This is a genomic window from Pedobacter rhodius (assembly GCF_027213645.1).
Taxonomy (GTDB): Bacteria; Bacteroidota; Bacteroidia; order Sphingobacteriales; family Sphingobacteriaceae; genus Pedobacter; species Pedobacter rhodius.
This window is the reverse complement of record NZ_JAPWGL010000001.1, coordinates 902449-922477: the sequence shown is the minus strand read 5'-3', so window position 1 is coordinate 922477 and position 20029 is coordinate 902449. Positions and strand designations below refer to the sequence as shown.

General features: G+C 38.4%; 19 protein-coding genes. 15 read left to right on the top strand and 4 right to left on the bottom strand.

The genetic code is table 11. The features are described from left to right. The first annotated feature begins 81 nt into the window (after positions 1-81). The 5 genes from O0931_RS04065 to O0931_RS04045 all read left to right on the top strand — a co-directional run bounded on the left by O0931_RS04065 (position 82) and on the right by O0931_RS04045 (position 2361). Positions 82-447, top strand: a complete 366-nt coding sequence (locus O0931_RS04065; protein WP_269414268.1) for a hypothetical protein — start codon at positions 82-84, stop codon at positions 445-447. Between the two features lie 440 nt (positions 448-887). Next, on the top strand, positions 888-1070 hold the full coding sequence (locus tag O0931_RS04060; protein WP_269414267.1) for a hypothetical protein: 183 nt from the start codon (positions 888-890) through the stop codon (positions 1068-1070). A gap of 52 nt (positions 1071-1122) precedes the next feature. Beyond that, positions 1123-1323, top strand: a complete 201-nt coding sequence (locus tag O0931_RS04055) for a hypothetical protein (protein WP_269414266.1) — start codon at positions 1123-1125, stop codon at positions 1321-1323. Between the two features lie 74 nt (positions 1324-1397). Then, positions 1398-2033 carry an HAD family hydrolase gene (locus O0931_RS04050; RefSeq protein WP_269414265.1) on the top strand — a complete coding sequence of 212 codons (636 nt, stop codon included), beginning with the start codon at positions 1398-1400 and terminating at the stop codon, positions 2031-2033. Between the two features lie 7 nt (positions 2034-2040). Then, the gene (locus O0931_RS04045; protein ID WP_269414264.1) at positions 2041-2361 is read left to right on the top strand and encodes an Mpo1-like protein; all 321 of its coding nucleotides are present in this window, start codon (positions 2041-2043) and stop codon (positions 2359-2361) included. A gap of 100 nt (positions 2362-2461) precedes the next feature. On the opposite strand, the gene O0931_RS04040 is transcribed toward O0931_RS04045, so the two are convergent. Beyond that, a complete protein-coding gene (locus tag O0931_RS04040; protein ID WP_269414263.1) occupies positions 2462-3649 on the bottom strand; it encodes a proline dehydrogenase family protein in 1188 nt (395 codons plus the stop codon). Between the two features lie 92 nt (positions 3650-3741). On the opposite strand from O0931_RS04040, the gene O0931_RS04035 reads away from it, so the two are divergent. The 8 genes from O0931_RS04035 to O0931_RS04000 all read left to right on the top strand — a co-directional run bounded on the left by O0931_RS04035 (position 3742) and on the right by O0931_RS04000 (position 12083). Beyond that, positions 3742-3948, top strand: a complete 207-nt coding sequence (locus tag O0931_RS04035; protein ID WP_123205727.1) for an RNA-binding S4 domain-containing protein — start codon at positions 3742-3744, stop codon at positions 3946-3948. Then, positions 3948-5006 (top strand): 3-dehydroquinate synthase, encoded by a 1059-nt coding sequence (aroB, locus tag O0931_RS04030; protein ID WP_269414262.1) that lies wholly within the window; start codon positions 3948-3950, stop codon positions 5004-5006. Before O0931_RS04035 ends, aroB begins: the two co-directional genes overlap by 1 nt. A gap of 1 nt (position 5007) precedes the next feature. After that, positions 5008-5973 (top strand): sterol desaturase family protein, encoded by a 966-nt coding sequence (locus tag O0931_RS04025; RefSeq protein WP_269414261.1) that lies wholly within the window; start codon positions 5008-5010, stop codon positions 5971-5973. A 571-nt stretch (positions 5974-6544) separates the two neighbouring features. Continuing rightward, positions 6545-7378, top strand: a complete 834-nt coding sequence (locus O0931_RS04020; RefSeq protein WP_269414260.1) for a prephenate dehydratase — start codon at positions 6545-6547, stop codon at positions 7376-7378. Between the two features lie 83 nt (positions 7379-7461). After that, complete coding sequence (locus O0931_RS04015; RefSeq protein ID WP_269414259.1) at positions 7462-8601, top strand: chorismate mutase; 1140 nt, start codon at positions 7462-7464, stop codon at positions 8599-8601. A gap of 261 nt (positions 8602-8862) precedes the next feature. Continuing rightward, on the top strand, positions 8863-10131 hold the full coding sequence (gene aroA / locus O0931_RS04010) for a 3-phosphoshikimate 1-carboxyvinyltransferase (RefSeq protein ID WP_269414258.1): 1269 nt from the start codon (positions 8863-8865) through the stop codon (positions 10129-10131). A gap of 92 nt (positions 10132-10223) precedes the next feature. Then, positions 10224-11321, top strand: coding sequence for a chorismate synthase (aroC, locus tag O0931_RS04005; protein ID WP_269414257.1), 1098 nt, complete (start codon positions 10224-10226; stop codon positions 11319-11321). 153 nt (positions 11322-11474) lie between these two features. Continuing rightward, positions 11475-12083, top strand: a complete 609-nt coding sequence (locus O0931_RS04000) for a DUF1684 domain-containing protein (RefSeq protein WP_269414256.1) — start codon at positions 11475-11477, stop codon at positions 12081-12083. A 232-nt stretch (positions 12084-12315) separates the two neighbouring features. On the opposite strand, the gene O0931_RS03995 is transcribed toward O0931_RS04000, so the two are convergent. Beyond that, complete coding sequence (locus O0931_RS03995) at positions 12316-14736, bottom strand: alpha-ketoacid dehydrogenase subunit alpha/beta (protein ID WP_269414255.1); 2421 nt, start codon at positions 14734-14736, stop codon at positions 12316-12318. Positions 14737-14906: 170 nt separating this feature from the next. On the opposite strand from O0931_RS03995, the gene O0931_RS03990 reads away from it, so the two are divergent. Both O0931_RS03990 and O0931_RS03985 read left to right on the top strand, forming a co-directional pair. After that, a complete protein-coding gene (locus O0931_RS03990; RefSeq protein WP_269414254.1) occupies positions 14907-15299 on the top strand; it encodes a DUF1573 domain-containing protein in 393 nt (130 codons plus the stop codon). Between the two features lie 62 nt (positions 15300-15361). Further along, positions 15362-16561, top strand: coding sequence for a pyridoxal phosphate-dependent aminotransferase (locus tag O0931_RS03985; protein ID WP_269414253.1), 1200 nt, complete (start codon positions 15362-15364; stop codon positions 16559-16561). A gap of 560 nt (positions 16562-17121) precedes the next feature. Here the strand turns inward: O0931_RS03985 and O0931_RS03980 are convergent. Together O0931_RS03980 and O0931_RS03975 are read right to left on the bottom strand one after the other, a co-directional pair. Beyond that, a complete protein-coding gene (locus O0931_RS03980; RefSeq protein ID WP_269414252.1) occupies positions 17122-18222 on the bottom strand; it encodes a phosphotransferase enzyme family protein in 1101 nt (366 codons plus the stop codon). A 398-nt stretch (positions 18223-18620) separates the two neighbouring features. Then, a complete protein-coding gene (locus tag O0931_RS03975) occupies positions 18621-19973 on the bottom strand; it encodes a Gfo/Idh/MocA family protein (protein WP_269414251.1) in 1353 nt (450 codons plus the stop codon). Between the last annotated feature and the right edge of the window lie 56 nt (positions 19974-20029).

The window sequence follows — 20029 nt, the reverse complement described above, 5'->3', positions numbered from 1 at the left end:
AATGTAGTTTTAAAATTACAAAATTAGACATTTTTTCATAAAAATTAAAACTATATTATCTTTATGATGTTGTCAAACGTTATGAGAAAATATATAATCATTATATTATTGTGCGCTTTTTTTACTGCTTGTAAAAAAGATGTTCCTCTACCGGACGTTGTTAGAATGGATATTTATTCATCACACATTAAACATACCAACTATAATGAACCTGATACACTTTTCTGGTATGTGTGGGAAGCAAATAAAGGTGGCTATTTTTATATCGCAACAACCAGTGATGTTAAAAACTTCAGTGATTACAGTTTTACTTATTCGAAAGACTTACCGAAAGATATAAGGGGAAAATTGCGAATAAAAGAAATTGTGGTATGGATTAATCAGTTAAATGGAGATATACTATCAGACATAACCAATAAAAGTGCTTCATCTCCAAATGTAGATTAATACTGCTTTTCAAAAAATGCAGCATACAATAAAAGAAGCAATTAATTTAAATGAATAAGCATTCATTTTCAAATTGCGGTTAAGAAAAATGATCTAAAATAATTTGCTAACCTTTTTTGCCACCGCCAAAAATGACGCAAAAAACGCTGAAACCGCCTGCAATAAAAATAACGCCAAGTATTAAATTAAGTGTATCTCCCATCCTGTAAGATAGGATTAATAAATGACATTAAACAGACTTTATAAAAATAAGTATTCTTATTTGGAATAAAGCGTTGATATGTTTTAACTGTGTTTTACGCAAACTGCGGTTTTTTAAGGGTATTACGCCTTTTTTGCACCACTATAAACGCTGAATAATCGCACAGTAAACGAAATGGCGACCATCATGAAAACAAAAACCAGGAGGAATTATTTTTATATAAGACTAACTTTAACAAATGAAAAGATTGAATAATGAAACGCCAAATGAAGAATTACAAGCGGTAAAAAAGGGAGATATGGTTACCGATACTTTTAGTAAAACAGGCTTGGTAGAAAGTATAGAAATTATTGAAGATGCTTTATATCGGACTTATGTGTTCAATTTGGTTACCGGCAGAACAATAACCATAAAAAAGTAAAAGATTTTTTTTTAAAAAATACGCTAACATATTAACGCATTACATTTAGCACATGATGGTTATAATCAATGAAAACACGCCAACATCAGCATTGTTAGAGATTAAAAAGGGCGTACTTATTGGAAATGAAAAAGGTGCATCCGGAACGGTTGAAGAAGTTGAAATTAAAGATAATGATGAATTCTGGCTTTTTATTTTTCATCTGAAAAATGGAAAGCAGATAGACATCAGAAAGGTAAAAAACATATGTTAAGCTGAAATAGTTTTTTTGAATTAAACTTCAAAAACAATTTATAAAGCATATTTTTGGCAGATTATTAACCATTTATGCCAAACATTAAAAACATTATTTTCGATTACGGAAATGTAATTTTCGACATTGATTTTAAAATTGCCCAGGCTTCATTTCAAAAGCTTGGCATCACAGACATTGAGAATTTCTTTGCACATAAAGCACATAATCAATTATTTGATGATTTTGAAACCGGGGCAATTTCACCTGCAGAATTCAGATCAGGGATTAGAAAGGCAGCAAATAAACCTGGGCTTACTGATGCGCAAATTGATGATGCCTGGAACAGCTTATTAATTGGAACCATCCAGGAAAACCACGATTTGCTGCTTAAAGTCAAAGAAAAATACCGTACATTTCTTTTGAGTAATAACAACGATATCCACTACGATTGGATTATCAACTACCTGAAAACAACCTTTCAAATTAACAACTACGATGACTATTTTGAGAAAGCCTATTTTTCTCAACACATGAAACTACGCAAGCCAAACACAAATATTTTTGAGCAGGTTTTGAAAGAGAATAACCTAAATCCGGCAGAAACTTTATTTATTGATGATAGTCCGCAGCATATTGAGGGTGCTAAAAAAGTTGGCTTGAATACGTTGTTAATGACAGAGAAACCAGCTCAATTAGCCTCTTTTCTGAAAGCAAACGGAATTTTATAAATCGACTATGGCAGAAAAAAAAATTAAATCGCTTCGGGAATTTTATCCGTTTTATTTAAGTCAGCATACCAATACAACTTCCAGAATTTTGCATTTTATCGGTACAGGTTTGGTAGTGCTTGCATTTATAACCGGGTTTCTGTTCCATAACTGGCATTTTTTCTTAGCCATGCCGGTTTTAGGTTATGGGTTTGCCTGGGTGGGTCATTTTTTCTTCGAAAAAAACAAACCCGCCACATTTCAATATCCAGGCTATAGTTTAGCAAGCGATTTTATTTTGTTTTATGATTTGCTAACCGGAAAGCAGGGTTTTGTGGCGAGGAAATAATTTGCGGCAAATCTGCTCATGCTGTCATTCTGAGGAACGAAGAATCTGCAACCTATGAAACAAGATTTCGTTCCTCAGAATGACAATACAATACAGTAAACTAAAGCTTTCTTCTCTTCAATTCCCTTTCAATCAATCCTAACTCTCTACCGGTCTGTCCTGCAACTGAAGTATTTTCTTGTGCTCTTCTGAATAAATAAGGCATTACCGCTTTAATCGGTCCGTAAGGTACATACTTCGCTACATTGTAGTTCGCATCGGCAAGATTGAAACTCAGGTTATCACTCATGCCCAATAATTGTGCAAAATAGACATGGGGATGATTATGCGCCACTTTTTTTTCTTCTAAAAGGTAAGTTAACAAACGACTGCTATCTTCATTATGCGTGCCGCAAACGATGGCTATTTCTTCAATATGATCTACACAATAACGCAACGATTCATTATAATCTTTATCAGATGATTCTTTATCGGGTTGAATTGGCGACGGATAGCCCATTTCAGCAGCACGTTTGCGCTCTTTTTCCATATATGCACCACGAACCATTTTCACACCTAAAATAAAACCGGCAGCTTTGGCAATTAAGTGATCGGCTTTCATATCTGCCAGTTTATCATGGCGATACATTTGGTAAGTATTGTAAACAATTATGCGTTCCTGATTAAATTTACGCATCATATCTAAAGCCAATTCATCAATGGTATCCTGAATCCAGGTCTCCTCGGCATCAATCATAACCGGCACACCTTTATCAAAAGCGGTGCGGCAAATCATTTCACAACGTAATTTTACCTTATCAAACTCTGCCTGTTCATTGTCCGTTAGAGTTTGTTTCGCATCTAACTTTTCTAACAAGGCAAAACGACCGATGCCTGTAATTTTAAAAACGGTAATCGGAATGTTCGGGTCGCCATCGGCCCGGAGAATGGTACGGATAATTTCCTGACAGGTTTCATCAAAAACCACTTCTTCTTCCTCCCCTTCAACCGAATAATCTAAAATGGTTCCTACACCACCTTTTGCCAGTTGAGCAATGGCTTTATCGCACTCGGCGATGGTTTCGCCGCCACAAAACTGCTGAAAAATAGTTGCTTTAATGGCACCCTGAATAGGCAATCCAATATTCAAAAAGAAATTAGTTATCGTTGGACCAACCTTGGTTAAAAAGTTATTGCCAATCATTTTAAAAAGCCAAAATGCCTTTTTTAATTCCGCATTGGTCTTTTGACGAAAAGCAACTTCCGTGTTATCGAAATTAGGTTGTTTATTGGGGGATGAATCAATCATTTGGTGTTTAATAAGTCAGACGGATGCAAAATTATAAAAAGCATCCATTCTACGAACGTAAAACCTCGAAATAATCGTATTTTTGCAGCAAAATGATACAATTTAAATTAGAAGGCGAATTTATCCCATTAATCCAGTTGCTGAAGGCAACCGGTTTGGTTGGAACAGGTGGCGATGCCCAGGCTGCCGTAATGGATGGCCTGGTTAAATGCAACGGAGAAGTAGAATTTCGCAAACGCTATAAAGTCAGGGTTGGCGACATCATCACTTTTGGACAGGATAAAATCGAAGTAATATAATGGAAACCTTAACAAGCGCAGGCCATTCGCTTTATTTCGAAAGCAATTTAGATGCCTTAAAAAACCTTTTAGAAAGCAATAAATACAGCAATGTTTTTATTCTTGCTGATGAACATACCAGCGAAATCTGTTTACCGGTTTTTCAATCAATGCTGGATGATTTTGCTGATTTCGATTTAATTGAAACCTCTGCCGGAGAAGAAAACAAAAATATCGATTTTTGTATCGGCATCTGGAAAACGCTTTTGGATTTTGAGGCCGACCGTAAAAGTTTAATGATAAATTTAGGCGGTGGAGTGATTACGGATATGGGCGGTTTTATCGCTTCAACTTATAAACGCGGTATCGATTTCATTAATGTTCCAACTACCCTGCTTTCGCAGGTTGATGCCTCGGTTGGCGGTAAGACAGGGATTGATATCGATAATGTTAAAAACATGGTGGGTACTTTTACGCTTCCGCAAATGGTTTTTATTGAAACTGAATTCTTAAAAACCCTGCCACAGCGTGAACTTTTATCAGGCTTTGCCGAAATGATAAAACATGGTTTAATTTACGATAAGGACTACTACGAAAAATTAAAAACTACTGATTATCTAAGGCCATCTGCTGAAGATATTTACCGCTCAGTTGAGATTAAGAATGAAGTGGTAACCATCGACCCACATGAAAAAAATCTGCGCAAGATTTTAAATTTCGGTCACACGATTGGTCATGCTGTAGAAAGTTATTCTTTAGCAAATGATGAAAATCCATTAACACATGGTGAGGCGATTGCCATTGGTTTTGTTTGCGAGGCCGCCTTATCCATCAAAAACAGCGGTTTAACGAAAGAAGAACTGAAAGATATCAGCGATTATATTTTATCGTTATATCCAAAATACCATATTAAAAAAGAAAGTTTCGAAACGCTTTTAACGTTAATGCAAAGCGATAAAAAGAATGAGGATGGTAATATTTTATTCTCTCTTTTAGAAACGACAGGCAAATGCACGTTTAACTGCCGTGTAAGTACAGCCGATATTTTAAGCAGTTTGGATTATTATAACAGTTTGTAAAATGAAATTTACCGGAAGTGATATTTCTGTCGGCGGGTTATTTGGCTTTGTAATCGTTTTAACCCTGGTTGAAATGTATTTCAGCTATGCACACGACAAAAAATTATACACCAAACGCGATACCTGGACGAACATCTATTTAATGACTGCGGCGGTGATCATTAATCTGGGGATGAAAACAGCAACATTCTTTTTGCTGGAGTACTGCTATCAGTTCCGTCTTTTTCAAATCTCGAATGTCTGGATTTATTGGTTGGTTTTGATTTTAGCGCAGGATTTCCTGTATTGGTTTCTGCATACGGTTGGTCATTATGTTCGCTTTTTCTGGGCCATGCATGTTACCCACCACTCATCAGAATATTTCAATTTAACAACGGGTTTCCGTTCTACTGTTTTCGAGCCTTTATATCGTGTGTTCTTTTATTTGCCTTTGGCATTTATGGGTTTCACGGCGATGGATATACTTTTTGCTTATCTGGTTACACAGATTTACGGTAACCTGGTTCATACGCAATATAAAATCAACTTCCCGAAATGGTACGAATATGTTTTCGTAACACCATCGCACCACCGCGTTCACCATGCCAGTAATGTGCGCTACCTCGATAAAAATATGGGTATGGTTTTAATTCTCTGGGACAGATGGTTTGGAACTTTTCAGGCTGAATTACCTGAAGATGAAATTAAATATGGCTTAACAACACAACCTAAAGATACCGGTCCGGTTAACATTATTTTCCATGAGTTTATTGCCCTTACTGCCGATGTTAAAAAAGCCCCAACTTTTATGGATAAGGTGAGATACATTCTTAATCCGCCGGGCTGGAGCCACGATGGCAGCACCAAAATTGCAAAGCTAATGCAACAAGAGTTACGCGAGGCTGAAGAATTAGAAAAGCAGACTAAAGAGAACAATAAGGTTAAGGGTTTTAATGACCAGCAACGAGAGCTGAGCTCAACGGGATAGCTTTAGTCATATAACCCACGATTTAAATCGTGGGTTATATGGCGAAATAAAAAATCATAAATCATAAATCACGGTCTGTATTTTACAGACCGTTTTTGTTTAGAGTTTTTTTGAAAATCGAGAGGTTCTGCACCATGCTATCCCCCTCTTGAGGGGGCAAGGGGGAGGATTTTTTAGCTAAGAATAATGCATACTTAAAAAAACCACCCCCTTTAATTCCCCCGCCCGCGGGGGATACTAGGAGCATACCTGCAAATCTCAAAAAAGTGTTTATCATCGACAGCCTCCAATAACAATTGAAACCACATTTCATACCCATCTCAAAAACGGTCTAAATCAAGAAAAATTAAGTTTTATTAAAATTATTTTCATTTTCCTATTGACAAATTAAATTTTGTTATTACATTTGGCTCATTCAAAAACAAAAATGAAATTATTCAACACATATTACTTTGGTTACTTTTACTATTTTAGTGAGAGCCGGGGCTAATATGCAAAAAGATATATAACAATATTAAAATGTATAAAAAAGTCCCGGCAAACAGCCGGGACTTTTTTGTTTTACGCAAAAATGGAAACGACAAAAAGAGTAGCAATTCAAGGTATTAAAGCATCTTTTCATGAAGAGGCAGCCTACAAGTTCTTTGGTAAAAACATCGAAACTGTAGAGTGTAACTCATTTAAAGAAACCTGCGACAAGCTGGAGAAAAATGAAGCCGACTTCGTTGTAATGGCCATCGAAAACTCCATCGCAGGTAGCTTATTACCAAACTACACGTTAATCCGCGATTATGGCTTCTCAGTAGTTGGCGAGGTATATTTGCCAATTCAATTGCACTTAATGGCGTTGCCGGGTGTGAAATTCGAGGACATCAAAATTGTAACCTCCCACCCTATTGCCATCCGTCAATGCATCGATTTCTTTTACGATTACCCTCATATCAAGATTGTGGAAAGTAACGATACCGCCGCTTGTGCAAAACGCATCCAGGAGGAAAAACTAACGGATACCATGGCCATCGCTAATAACTTAGCTGCAGAACTTTACGGGCTAAATATATTAGAACGCCGGGTAGAATCAAACAAGAAAAACTATACCCGTTTCCTCATCCTTAAAAAAGACAAAACTGATGAGGGTAAAAAAATAAACAAAGCATCAATCTGTTTTCAGGTTGGGCACAAAGCTGGCTCACTGGCAACAGTGCTGAATATCTTCGCAGAGCAGGATGTAAGCTTAACAAAAATACAATCTATGCCGGTACTGGGTAAACGAAACGAATATTATTTTTACGTCGACTTAGAATGGCCAAGCACAGAAAGGTATGACAAGGCCGTTAGGAAAGCCTTAAAGTACACCTCGAATTTCAACATTCTCGGAGAATATTTAAAGAATGATAAAGTATAGAGAAACTACGATTTTAGAATTACGAATCAGCAACAATAAAGCAATTAAACAATCGAATTATAAAATATTACAAGCCATAAATCATGAAACTTAATTTAAACATCCAACCTTTAAACACCTGGTTAAACGTTAACAACGAACCATTAATTATCTCTGGACCATGCAGTGCAGAAACTGAAGAGCAATTATTAATAACAGCACATTTATTGGCTGCTACCGGTAAAGTATCGGTTTTAAGGGCTGGTATCTGGAAACCACGTACGCGTCCGGGAGAATTTGAGGGTATCGGAAGTATCGGTTTAGAGTGGTTAAAGCGTGCAAAAGCAGAAACGGGTTTACCTACCGCTGTTGAAGTTGCAAATGCAAAACACGTTGAAGAGGCTTTGGCAGCCGGTGTAGATATCCTTTGGATTGGTGCACGTTCTACTGTAAATCCATTTACTGTTCAGGAAATTGCTGATGCATTAAAAGGCCATGATGTTCCGGTATTAATTAAAAACCCGGTAAACCCTGATTTACAATTGTGGATTGGCGCTATCGAGCGTATTAACGGTGCCGGAATTACTAAAATTGGTGCGATTCACCGCGGTTTCTCTTCGTTCGAAAAAAGTTCTTTCCGTAACGAACCCATGTGGGAACTGGCTATTCAATTAAAAACTTTATGCCCTGAATTGCCAATCATCAACGATCCAAGCCATATTTGCGGTAACCGTGAGTTGATCCCTTACATTTCTCAAAAAGCTTTGGATTTAGATATGCAAGGCTTAATGATTGAATCGCATGTTGACCCATCAGTTGCATGGACAGATGCCAAACAACAAGTTACACCAGCTGCATTGGCAGAATTGGTAGACCGATTAACTGTTCGTGAGCCAGAGGCACCAAACGAAGCTTTCGCTGATAAACTAGCTGATTTACGTAAATCAATCGATAAAATTGATGATGTTTTATTGCAAAAATTAGGCGAGCGTATGGCCATCGTTGAAAAAATCGGCGAATTCAAACGTGATAATCAGGTAACGATTTTACAGGTTAACCGTTGGGACGCCATCATTAAAAAAGGTCATGCTTTCGCAAAAGCTTTAAAGTTAGATTTAAACTTCACAGAAAAATTCTTAGAATTGATGCACGGTGAATCTATCCGTAAACAAACGGAGATTATGAATGCAGGCAAAGCTGAAAAAGGAATTGCTGCTGAGCAACATACTGAAGTGAAAGCTTAAAGCCGAAAGACTAAAGCTTAAAGAGCAAAGCGAAAAACGAAAACCGAAAGCAAAAGTACCACGTCATTGCGAGGCACGAAGCAATCTTAAAATGATAGCTTTTTAACAACTGCTCATACAGTAATGATTTATAAAATATAATGGCGTTGTATCTTACGAATTGTCATTCTGAGCTTGTCGACGAACTATTTAAAAGTGTTTCGACAGGCTCAACATGACGAACATTTAAAGACGACTCATTGAGCATAAAACCAGAATAAAATGTCAAAAAATGCCTTAGTTTCTTTTAAAGGAACCAGGAATATTAACACGGAAATCCAGTTAACAGGATCGAAAAGCGAATGTAACAGAGCTTTGATTATAAGCGCTTTAAGCAATAAATTAGTTAAAGTAGAAAACCTGTCAAATGCTGCCGATACGGTTACACTAAATGGTATTTTAAATAATCTGGAAGAAGAATCGGAAGTCGGAATTCAGGAATCGACAACGGTTGATGTTGGACCTGCGGGCACGGCGATGCGTTTTCTTTCTGCTTATCTTTCTGCAAAAAATGGTAATTTTCTGTTAACCGGAACCGAACGAATGAAACAACGCCCGATCGGTATTTTAGCTGAGGCTTTGAAAACCATTGGTGCAGTTATCTCTTATGCAGAAAATGATGGATTTCCTCCGTTGAATATTACTGGCCCGTTAAATCAGAAAACAGCTGAAGTTAAAATTAAAGGCGATGTAAGCAGTCAGTACATTTCAGCATTGCTGATGATTGCCCCCGTCCTGCCTCAGGGTTTAACTTTAGAAATTGAGGGCGAACTAACCTCAAAGCCCTATGTAGATATGACTTTGGATATGCTGGCTGAAGTAGGTATCGAACATTCCTGGAAAGGAAATTCAATTTCTATAAAACCACAAGCTTTTAAAGCAGCAACATTAGTTGTTGAGCCTGATTGGAGCGCTGCGTCTTATTGGTACAGCATTGCAGCCCTGGCTGAAGAAGCTGAAATCAGTTTACCTGCATTAAAAGAGAAAAGTTTACAGGGCGATAGCCAAATCCAGAAAATCATGAAAATTTTCGGAATTGCAACAGAAAAAACTGACAAAGGAATTTCAATCAGCAATTTAGGTCTGTCTTTAGAATCCAATCAGGTTTTAGACTTAAAAACTTGTCCTGATTTAGCGCAAACCGTTATTGTAATTGCAGCTGCATTAGGTAAAAACATGGCTTTTACTGGTCTGGAAACCTTGAAAATAAAGGAAACTGACCGTATTGCTGCGCTTCAAAATGAACTTGCTAAAATTGGCGTAACGCTAACCGAAGATAATTTGGTTTACACACTGAATACAGATGAACTTTATTTTCCGGAAAAAATTACGATCGCTACTTACGAGGACCACCGTATGGCTATGGCCTTTGCGCCGCTTGCCTTATTAATCAACGAAGTTGAAATTGAAGAAATGCAGGTGGTCGAAAAATCTTATCCTTATTTTTGGGAAGATTTGAAAAAGGCAGGGTTTGATGTTAGTATCAAGTAGCAAGTAGTTAGTATCAAGTAGTAAGTATCGAGTATCAAGGTGAAAAACAACTCAAAAAATCGTAAATCCAAAATCATCAATCTAAAATAAAAATGGCAGGCAACTCATTCGGACAACTATTTCGTATCACGACCTTTGGCGAATCTCATGGCGTAGCTATAGGGGTAATTATTGATGGCTGCCCGGCGCAATTGGCTATCGACCTGGATTTTATTCAATCAGAATTGGATAAGCGTAAACCAGGTCAGTCGAAAATTACCACGCAAAGAAAAGAGAGCGACACCGTTCAGATTTTGTCGGGCATTTTTGAGGGTAAAAGCACCGGAACACCGATTGCCTTGTTAATTCCAAATGAAGACCAGCGTTCGAAAGATTACGGACACAACGTTGATGTATATCGCCCGAGCCATGCGGATTACGTTTATGATGCAAAATACGGCATCCGCGACCATCGCGGTGGCGGCCGTTCGTCGGCTCGTGAAACGGCTGCCCGTGTAGCCGCAGGTGCCATTGCCAAATTATTCTTAAAGCAACAAGGTATAGAGATTTTCGCTCACGTTACATCGGTTGGAACCATTGAAGCACCGAATTTAGAAAGCAATGATTTGTCCGCATTGCTCAATATCAGGGAAGAAAACATCGTTCGTTGTGCCGATCCGGCAACTGCGCATGAAATGATTGAATTTATTGACTCAGTAAGAAAAGACGGCGATACCGTTGGCGGTAAAATTGGCTGTGTAATTAAAGGTTGCCCGGCCGGTTTGGGCGAACCTGTTTTTGATAAATTACATGCCGATTTAGGCAAGGCAATGTTGAGTATTAATGCCGTTCATGGCTTTGAATATGGCTCCGGGTTTGCCGGAAGTGAATTAAGAGGTTCTCAACATAACGATATTCCTCAACCAAAAGCTGCTGATTCAAAAGTTTTTAAAACGACCACCAATTTTGCCGGTGGCATTTTGGGGGGCATTTCAAACGGAATGGATATTACTTTTAAAGTTGCTTTTAAACCGGTTGCTACGATTATGCATAACCAGCAAACGATTAATGCAGCGGGCGAGGCTTCAGAAATTAAAGGAAAAGGTCGTCACGACCCATGTGTTGTGCCAAGAGCAGTTGTTATTGTTGAGGCGATGGCAGCTTTAGTTTTGGCAGACCAGTTTTTAAGAAATAAAGTGAGCGTGGTGTAAGTACTAGGCCGTCATTTCGAGCGCAGCCGAGAAATCTTTGTAGTAGGAAATATAAATTAAAGATTTCTCCGTTTCGTTGCATTTCAGGCGAAAAGATGGCAATTTAATGGTCTTAGACAGGCTCAAACTAACAACAGATATGCAAAATAAATTATGAAATTTCTCCCTTTCCTCCTTTTACTCATCGGCTTAAACACTTTTGCGCAGTCTTACTCCGAGCAAATCGTCAAACATCGCGAAGGGTACAAGCAAGATTTCATAAAGGAATCAAATTCGCCTTTAAAAGAGAATGATTTACAAAATCTTCATTTTTATGATGCGGACAGCACTTATAGAGTTTTAGCCAATGTCGAAATTTTAAAAAACGAAAAGGTTTTCAAAATGCCGACTTATGACGGCACAAGTAAAGAGTTTTATCGCTACGCAAAAATCAATTTCAATTTAAATGGGCAAGCAATTACAATGACTTTATACAAAAGCATCGCCCTGGCAAATAATCCTCAATACAAGGATTTACTTTTCCTTCCCTTTACTGACGAAACCAACAATAAAGAAACGTACGGTGGTGGCAGGTATATCGATTTAAGTTCTAAAGAAATTGTAAATAATAAAATTGAGGTCGATTTTAATAAAGCTTATAATCCATATTGTGCCTATAGTGATGGTTATCGCTGCCCGGTACCTCCTGAAGAAAATGACTTACAATTGGAAATCAAAGCCGGCGAAAAACTTTATACCGGGGAAAAGAAGCACAGGAAATAAGTTATTTCTGTCTGCACCTGTCGAAGAACTTTTGATAATTAAAACAAAAATTTGTCCTTCAATAGACTTCGCTCAATGCAAGCTCGCTCAGGATAACATTTCATATTTATGATACAGCCGCTTTTATTTGATTCGTGTGAAATCAGATCATTTCAAGTCAAATTCAAACCTGTAATTTACAGCGGGCAGTTGCAAATACACATCTGCCCCTCTGAATCAATTAACGCTTGCTTTAAAAAATAGCAGGATATTTCGCCGGGTTTGAATCATGCATCATCTGGTAAACGGTTTCTATTACATCATCAACTGATGGTTTGCTGAAATAATCGCCATCTGAACCGAAAGGTGGTCTGTGTGCCTTTGCCGATAATGTTTGTGGCTGTCCGTCTAAATGAAAATAACCTTTCTGGCCTTCTAAAATCTGTTGAAGAATATAAGCAGAAGCACCACCCGGAACATCTTCATCGACCACTAAAAGTTTATTTGTTTTTTTTAGTGATGCAGCACAAACATTTGTTTTATCGAAAGGTAAAAGCGTTTGAGGATCTATTATTTCAACAGAAATACCCATTGCAGCCAACTCCTCTGCGGCCTCTTGCACAATCCTTAAGGTCGAACCATAAGAAACCACAGTAATATCAGTTCCTTCTTCCAGAACTTCTGCCTTTCCTAATGGTACTGTAAATTCGCCGACGTTATTTGGTAACTTTTCCTTTAAACGATAACCGTTAAGACATTCGATAACTACTGCAGGTTCATCAGCCCGGAAAAGGGTATTGTACATGCCTGCAGCCTGGGTCATATTTCTTGGCACACATAAATGCAAACCCCTTAGCGAACCAAGAATCATACTTATTGGCGATCCGGAATGCCAGATACCCTCCAAACGATGACCTCTGGTTCTTACGATTACCGGCGCTTTTTGTATGCCTTTTGTACGGTAAGATAGCGAGGCCAGATCATCACTCAAAACATTTAAGGCAAATATCAGATAATCCAGGTATTGAATTTCTGCAATTGGTTTTAAACCACGCATCGCCAGGCCAATACCCTGACCCATAATGGTCATTTCACGAATGCCGGTATCTGTTACCCTTAATTCGCCATATTTGGTTTGTAAGCCGGCAAAACCCTGATTTACATCCCCGATATTTCCTAAATCTTCACCAAAAGCAACTAATCGAGGATCACGGGCAAAATTTTCATTAAAGCATGCATTCAGCACTTCACGTCCATCGACCATTTTCGACAGTTCATCATAAACTGCATCTACAATAGTTATTTTATCAGGACTTTCACTGCCATTGGTGTGGAGTTTCGAATTGTACCTGTTATAGTTTAATTTGTCCTGACTTTTATACCAGTTTACCAAAGCTTCGCGTTCTGCCGAAGGTTTTCCGGCAGACAATCTAATCGCTTTGCGGGCAGCTACAAAAATTTCCCGTCGTTGTGCATCTGCGGTAGCAGCCAATTGGGAAGAAATTTTTGCAAGCTCAGGCTGGCTTTTAACCATTGCTGAAATGTAATCTACCACGAACTTTTGCTCAGGTTTCATACTGTCTAAAAACTCGTTCCAGGCTTCCTTTTGTGCATTACGAACAAAAATTTTGGCTGTTTTCTCCAATTCTGCAAGTTCTTCATCAGATACAATTGCCGATTCCAGCATCCACTCGCGCATTTTTGCAATACAATCGTGCTCATTTTCCCAGCTTAGCCTATCTTTTGATTTATACCTTTCATGAGAACCTGAGGTGCTATGGCCTTGTGGCTGGGTAAGTTCGGTAACGTGAATCAGCACGGGCACATGTTCCTCACGACAAATATTTATCGCTTTTTCGTAAACCTCGCACAATGCAGGGTAATCCCAGCCTTTAACTTTATAAATTTCATATCCGGGATTTTTTTCATCCCGTTGAAAACCCTTTAAAACTTCAGAAATATCTTCTTTTGTTGTTTGATATTTTGCGGGAACCGATATGCCGTAGGCATCATCCCAAATGGAAACTGCCATAGGGATTTGTAAAACACCTGCAGCATTTATTGCCTCAAAAAACACACCTTCTGATGTTGAAGCATTGCCAATTGTACCAAAGGCAACTTCGTTTCCATGAACAGAAAAATGTTTTAGGTAATCAAGTTCTTTATTATTTCTGAATAATTTTGATGCATAAGCTAAACCAACGAGGCGTGCCATTTGGCCTCCTGTAGGCGATATATCTGAAGAAACATTTTTAATTTGAGTTAAATCATTCCAGCTGCCATCTTCATTAACCGATTTAGTTGCGAAATGGCAATTCATTTGTCGGCCACCTGAAAAAGGATCAGCGCCTTCGGTAGGATTTGCATACAATTGAGCAAAAAATTCCTTAATTGTAGATATTCCGGCTGCAAATGCAAAAGTTTGATCGCGGTAATAGCCAGAGCGCCAATCGCCATTTTTAAAGGCTTTGGCCATCGCGATTTGAGGAACTTCCTTTCCGTCGCCGAAAATACCAAATTTCGCCTTCCCGGTTAACACTTCCCTGCGACCTAAAATACTGGCCTGCCTACTCTCATAAGCTATTTTATAATCATTTATAACAATAGATTTAAAATCATTAAAACTTAGTTCAGAAGTATCAATAGAGTTGGTAATCAATTTTTCATTCTGCATCGCAATCAAATATTGGTTGCGGCAAATATATGGAAAATTAAAAGTTTGCCTTTATCATCAATTGTAAAATTATATATGGATTAGTAAAAAATATTTGGAATAGTTTTTGTTTCTATATATAAATATTAAATTTGTTTTAGTAAATTTAAAAACGATTTCAATACATAAATATGAAAAAGATCTTAGTATTATTAACCTTTGTAATGGGTTTTGGCTTGATGGCAAATGCACAAACTAAGCCTGCTGAATTTAAATTTGAAGCTGAAACACATGATTTTGGTAAAATTACAGTCAACAAACCTGTAACTTATGATTTTAAATACACCAACATTGGCGAGGAGCCACTAATTATTACAAAAGCAGAAGCAAGTTGTGGTTGTACAGTACCGAAATACACAACCGTTCCTTTGAAAAAAGGCGAAACAGGTACTATTTCAGTAACGTTCAGTGCTGCAGGTGCTCCACAACCTTTTACAAAAACAGTAACGGTAACATCAAATGCTAAAACACCTGTAAAAGTACTTTATATTAAAGGTGAAACTGTTGCTTCGGCATCTAAGTAATTTTTTAAACGATAATATTTAAAAAGTCCCGGTTTTCACCGGGACTTTTTTATTTTTGCACCATGCCAAAAATTTCACAAAAAGGTTTGCAGATGCCTGCATCACCAATCAGAAAGTTAACCCCATTTGCAGATAAAGCAAAAAGAGACGGTAAAAAAGTTTTTCATTTAAATATAGGTCAGCCGGATATTGAAACCCCTGAAGGCATGTTAAATGCGATTAAAAACATTGATTTTAACGTTTGGGCCTATACACCCTCAGAAGGTACGCTGGCTTACCGTGAAAAACTGACTGAATATTACAATAAACTAGGCTATAATATTAAGCCCGAAAATATACTGGTAACGGTTGGCGGTTCTGAAGCCATAACCATCGCCATGCAAACTTGTGTTAACGAGGGCGATGAAATTATTATTCCTGAGCCTTTTTATGCAAATTATAACGGCTTTGCCTGCATGAGTAATGTCGTTGTAAAACCTATCTTATCTTATATAGAAAATGGTTTTGCGCTTCCCCCTATCGCCGAATTTGAAAAGTTAATAACCGATAAAACAAAAGCAATTATTATATGCAATCCTAATAATCCTACAGGCTATTTATATTCGAGAGCAGAACTGGAAGCTTTAAAAACGCTTTGTGTCAAATACGATTTGTTTTTGTTTTCTGATGAAGCTTACCGCGAGTTTTGCTACGATGGCCGGGAATTTATTTCGCCGATGCATTTAGACGGACTGGATGAAAATGTTGTAATTATGGACACGGTTTCTAAACGTTACAGTGCTTGCGGCGCCCGTTTAGGCTGTTTAATTACGAAAAACAAAGAGGTTATCGCTTCGGGATTAAAGTTTGCGCAAGCCAGATTGAGTCCGGGAATGGTTGAACAAATTGCCGGAGCTGCAGCCGTTGATACACCTGATGCCTATTTTGAAAAAGTAAATACAGAATATACTTTACGCAGGGACACTTTAGTTGGACGTTTAAATAATATAGATGGTGTTTTCTGTCCGAATCCGGGTGGTGCGTTTTACGTGGTTGCCAAATTCCCGATTGACGATGCGGATAAATTCTGCCAATGGATTTTAGAAGATTTTAGCCATAAAAACCAAACGGTTATGATGGCGCCTGCAACCGGATTTTATTCGACACCGGGTTCTGGTAAAAATGAAGTGCGTATGGCTTATGTTTTAAACACCGAAGATTTAAATAAAGCAATGGATTGTTTGGAAATTGCTTTACAACAATACCCTGGACGGACGATTTAATTTGTTGTTCCGGTTCGTAATTTACGAGCCGCGAAATAGCGGGAAAATTAAGTACCGTTATCCGATGGCGAATTAATAAACGTTTTTTACTGGTTGGTGAGACACCAAACGATAGTTAACAGCAAAAAACACTCCCGGCCCCTCCTTGAAATAAGGAGGGGATCTGGATGTATGAGTGTCTTCCGAAAAAAGCAGCAGGCATATACATCAAGTCCTTAAGCACCCTGCTATCCGGCATAGGAAATGACGGAAGGAGACTCTTCGACTACGCTCAGGACGTTAAAGTTTTTGCAAATTCTTTCTAACCACCACTGACCGTGGTAGCGTGTCCTCCCCGATTTTTCATCGTGGGGCTTGTGTTGCCGAAAATAAAGCTTTAACGAATTTATACGACATCAGAGGTCCAAGTCTTGATTTATTCCTTTGTTTATATTGCTTTTAATCGCATTCATGAGCTCGCAGAAAATGCTCGGTTTTGTTCCTTTTTATCAAGAAAAAGGTAAGAGCCATTCGGCGGCCAGCCGAGGCAAGACTGTGCTTAGGGAAACAACAAGAAATTTTCAAAAAGCAGCCCCCTCTCCTTTGGGGAGGGTTAGGGTGGCGCTAAGCTCATAATTTTTAATAATTTTTTCAAAATTTGCCGAAGATTTCGTGTATTCCATCAATAAAACAAGCTGATTCTTCGCCCGCATAAGGTTATGTTCGGCATGGGCAACCGGGTAATAAATATCACCATTCAGGTAATCCGTTAAGAACCGGAGTGCCTGCATGTATATCATAAATTGTCCGCTGTAAATGAACAGTCCTTTTTCGGTATTCGTTAAACTTCGGTGCATTTCTTCCATATAGCCTTTATATATTGCTAAAAATATGTCCGAACGAACGGTAATTTTATCAAACGAGGTTTCTTCTTCATTTACAGGCGATAAATAGGTTCGCATCATATCCCCAACATCACTGATAAAATAGCCCGGCATTACAGTATCTAAATCGATAACACCTATACCAAAACCATTATTAATGTTTAAAAGCACATTATTTATTTTAGTATCATGATGTATTACCCTGGTCTTCAAACCATTTCCTGCGATAAGTTCATCAAATCGCTTTGCGATCCATAAACATTTTTTCACAACATCTATTGCCCAATCTGCTGTTTTCAACCGCTGTTGACTAGCATTTTTTAAAGCTTCAAAAAATTGTGCTGTCCGCAGCGTAAGGTTATGAAAATCGGGAATTGTAACATTCAAGCCATCCGGATTAAAAGCTTCAAGTACCCTGCTGAATTTTCCAAATTGTTTAGCCGCATGGTAGGCCTGGTCTGCTTCGGTAACCGTATCAATGGTATACGAGTCGGCAATAAAAGGAAAAAGCCTGTAAACAGATTCGCCATCTTCCAATATTACATCGCCTGTTATTGTTCTTAATGGCGCAATAAATAAATATTGCGGTGCAACGCTATCCAGGTAGTTCTTCAGCATTAGTGTATTTTCCGCAATACGTTCAGGAAACCGGAATACTTTGGTGTTTACTTTTTGTAAAATATATTGTGCATCACTACTGGAAACTTTCCAGGTTTTATTAATTAAACCATTCCCGAAAGGTTTAACATCACATTTTATATCATCCAGTCCGTAGGCTTTCAACACTTTTTCAATCATTTATTTATTTTTTATTGCAGGATATTTAATTCCTAATCTTAATTACCATTTTTTTTAGAAAGCGTAAGTACATTGCCTGTGGCGGCCGGCAGCCCCGCTTGTTCGCTGTATCTTTTTGGGAAGTTTCCGGTAAAATTAAACCATATTTTACCCAAAAAGGATGCCGCTCCCATCGGGCTTAGAAACAAGGGGCAGTACACAAAAAAAAGCAACCGAAAAGCAGCAAACTGTGTAACATAGCCCCGATTGTAGCGTAAAGCCCGGAACGCAGTGAGGACTTGCAGCAAAAGCGGGACCGAAGCCAACCAAGCACTACTGGTCTTGCGCTTCGAATAAATATTCCACATCATTCCTGAAAATAGGATCAACAGGGGCTATCAGTTAACGAACCTGGTATTTTAAAACCCACTATCATCAATTGCAAAAACATTTTTTCTTTCTTTCCATTTATCTTTCGTAAAATCAGGAAACTTTTGAGGCATATTACCTTCTTTAAGTGATTTGGTTGAAAGTGGAGCAATAACACTCATGGTTACAGAATCATAAACATCAATCGGCGTTTGTTTTTTCTGTTTTACCGCCTGGATAAAGCCATTGAACACAAACCAATCCATACCACCGTGTCCTGCACCTACGGCTTCTTTTTCGTATTTTTTCCAAAGCGGGTGGTCGTATTTTTCAAACCACTCTTTAACAGGTTGCCATTTATCATCACCTTTGGAATCTTTTTCTATATAAATAGATTTATTTACATCCATCCAGATGCCGTCCGTTCCCTGTACCCTGAACCCGATAGAATAAGGCCTCGGCAGATGTGTATCGTGACTTAAAAGCACGGTTTCGCCATTTGCACAATTAATTAACGTAGTGGTTACATCACCGTTTTTGTAATTAAGCTTCGCATTCGGATGCCCGGGCGCCATATCTTCTACGTAGGCTGCCAGGCCACGGGCTTTTGAACTGAAAGACACCAGATTGGTAAAGCGGTTTCCCCTGTTAATATTTGCATACTGCATAATGGGTCCAGCCCCATGTGTAGGATATAAATCGCCATCCCGGTCAATATTAAATTGCGTCCGCCATTGCGCTTCACTTAGTGCATTCGGCCCATATTCAACACCGCCACCATAATAATCTTTACCATTGTTAAACAATACATTCCGAAGGTTATGCTGATAGCCACCTTCCAGGTGCACCAGTTCTCCGAAAACACCCTGCCGCACCATGTTTAAGGCGGCCATTACATCCCTGCGGTAACAAACATTCTCCAGGGTCATGTAAGGCATGCCTGTTTTTTCAGAGGTATTTACAATATCCCAATGATCCTGTACGGTAAGTCCGGCGATAACTTCGCAACCCACATATTTCCCAGCTTTCATGGCATCAATAGCCTGGTCTTTATGAAACTGCCATGGTGTTGCAATGATAACGGCATCAATATCTTTTCTTTCCAGTAATTTTTTGTAGGCATCCGTTCCGCCGGTGTATTCAACAGCTGCCGGCCTGCCCTTTTTTGCAATAAAAGACCTGCAGATTTTTAAGGAGCGTTCCTGCGTATCACAAATGGCTACAATCTCTACATCATCACGAAGTGTACCTTCAGAAATATGGCTCATTCCACGGGCGCCAACGCCAATGTAACCTAGCCTTACTTTTGCGGTATCACTTGAGGCAAATAAACTTCCGCTGGGTAAAATCGTAATCCCTGCAGCTGTTATGGTACTGTTTTTAATAAATGCTCTGCGTTCCATTTTTCTGTTTTTAAATTTTATAATTAAGCGGCCTTAAACTTTTGAAAGCCGGTTAA

Excerpts from the sequence above, each read along its gene's own strand:
- O0931_RS04040 (WP_269414263.1), bottom strand. The coding sequence starts at position 3,649 with ATGATTGATTCATCCCCCAATAAACAACCTAATTTCGATAACACGGAA.
- O0931_RS04060 (WP_269414267.1), top strand. The coding sequence starts at position 888 with ATGAAAAGATTGAATAATGAAACGCCAAATGAAGAATTACAAGCGGTA.
- O0931_RS03990 (WP_269414254.1), top strand. The coding sequence starts at position 14,907 with ATGAAAAAGATCTTAGTATTATTAACCTTTGTAATGGGTTTTGGCTTG.
- O0931_RS04015 (WP_269414259.1), top strand. The coding sequence starts at position 7,462 with ATGAAACTTAATTTAAACATCCAACCTTTAAACACCTGGTTAAACGTT.
- O0931_RS03975 (WP_269414251.1), bottom strand. The coding sequence starts at position 19,973 with ATGGAACGCAGAGCATTTATTAAAAACAGTACCATAACAGCTGCAGGG.
- O0931_RS03980 (WP_269414252.1), bottom strand. The coding sequence starts at position 18,222 with ATGATTGAAAAAGTGTTGAAAGCCTACGGACTGGATGATATAAAATGT.
- O0931_RS03985 (WP_269414253.1), top strand. The coding sequence starts at position 15,362 with ATGCCAAAAATTTCACAAAAAGGTTTGCAGATGCCTGCATCACCAATC.
- O0931_RS04045 (WP_269414264.1), top strand. The coding sequence starts at position 2,041 with ATGGCAGAAAAAAAAATTAAATCGCTTCGGGAATTTTATCCGTTTTAT.
- O0931_RS04065 (WP_269414268.1), top strand. The coding sequence starts at position 82 with ATGAGAAAATATATAATCATTATATTATTGTGCGCTTTTTTTACTGCT.
- O0931_RS04020 (WP_269414260.1), top strand. The coding sequence starts at position 6,545 with ATGGAAACGACAAAAAGAGTAGCAATTCAAGGTATTAAAGCATCTTTT.
- O0931_RS04000 (WP_269414256.1), top strand. The coding sequence starts at position 11,475 with ATGAAATTTCTCCCTTTCCTCCTTTTACTCATCGGCTTAAACACTTTT.
- aroC (WP_269414257.1), top strand. The coding sequence starts at position 10,224 with ATGGCAGGCAACTCATTCGGACAACTATTTCGTATCACGACCTTTGGC.
- O0931_RS04050 (WP_269414265.1), top strand. The coding sequence starts at position 1,398 with ATGCCAAACATTAAAAACATTATTTTCGATTACGGAAATGTAATTTTC.
- O0931_RS03995 (WP_269414255.1), bottom strand. The coding sequence starts at position 14,736 with ATGCAGAATGAAAAATTGATTACCAACTCTATTGATACTTCTGAACTA.
- O0931_RS04055 (WP_269414266.1), top strand. The coding sequence starts at position 1,123 with ATGATGGTTATAATCAATGAAAACACGCCAACATCAGCATTGTTAGAG.
- aroB (WP_269414262.1), top strand. The coding sequence starts at position 3,948 with ATGGAAACCTTAACAAGCGCAGGCCATTCGCTTTATTTCGAAAGCAAT.
- aroA (WP_269414258.1), top strand. The coding sequence starts at position 8,863 with ATGTCAAAAAATGCCTTAGTTTCTTTTAAAGGAACCAGGAATATTAAC.
- O0931_RS04025 (WP_269414261.1), top strand. The coding sequence starts at position 5,008 with ATGAAATTTACCGGAAGTGATATTTCTGTCGGCGGGTTATTTGGCTTT.
- O0931_RS04035 (WP_123205727.1), top strand. The coding sequence starts at position 3,742 with ATGATACAATTTAAATTAGAAGGCGAATTTATCCCATTAATCCAGTTG.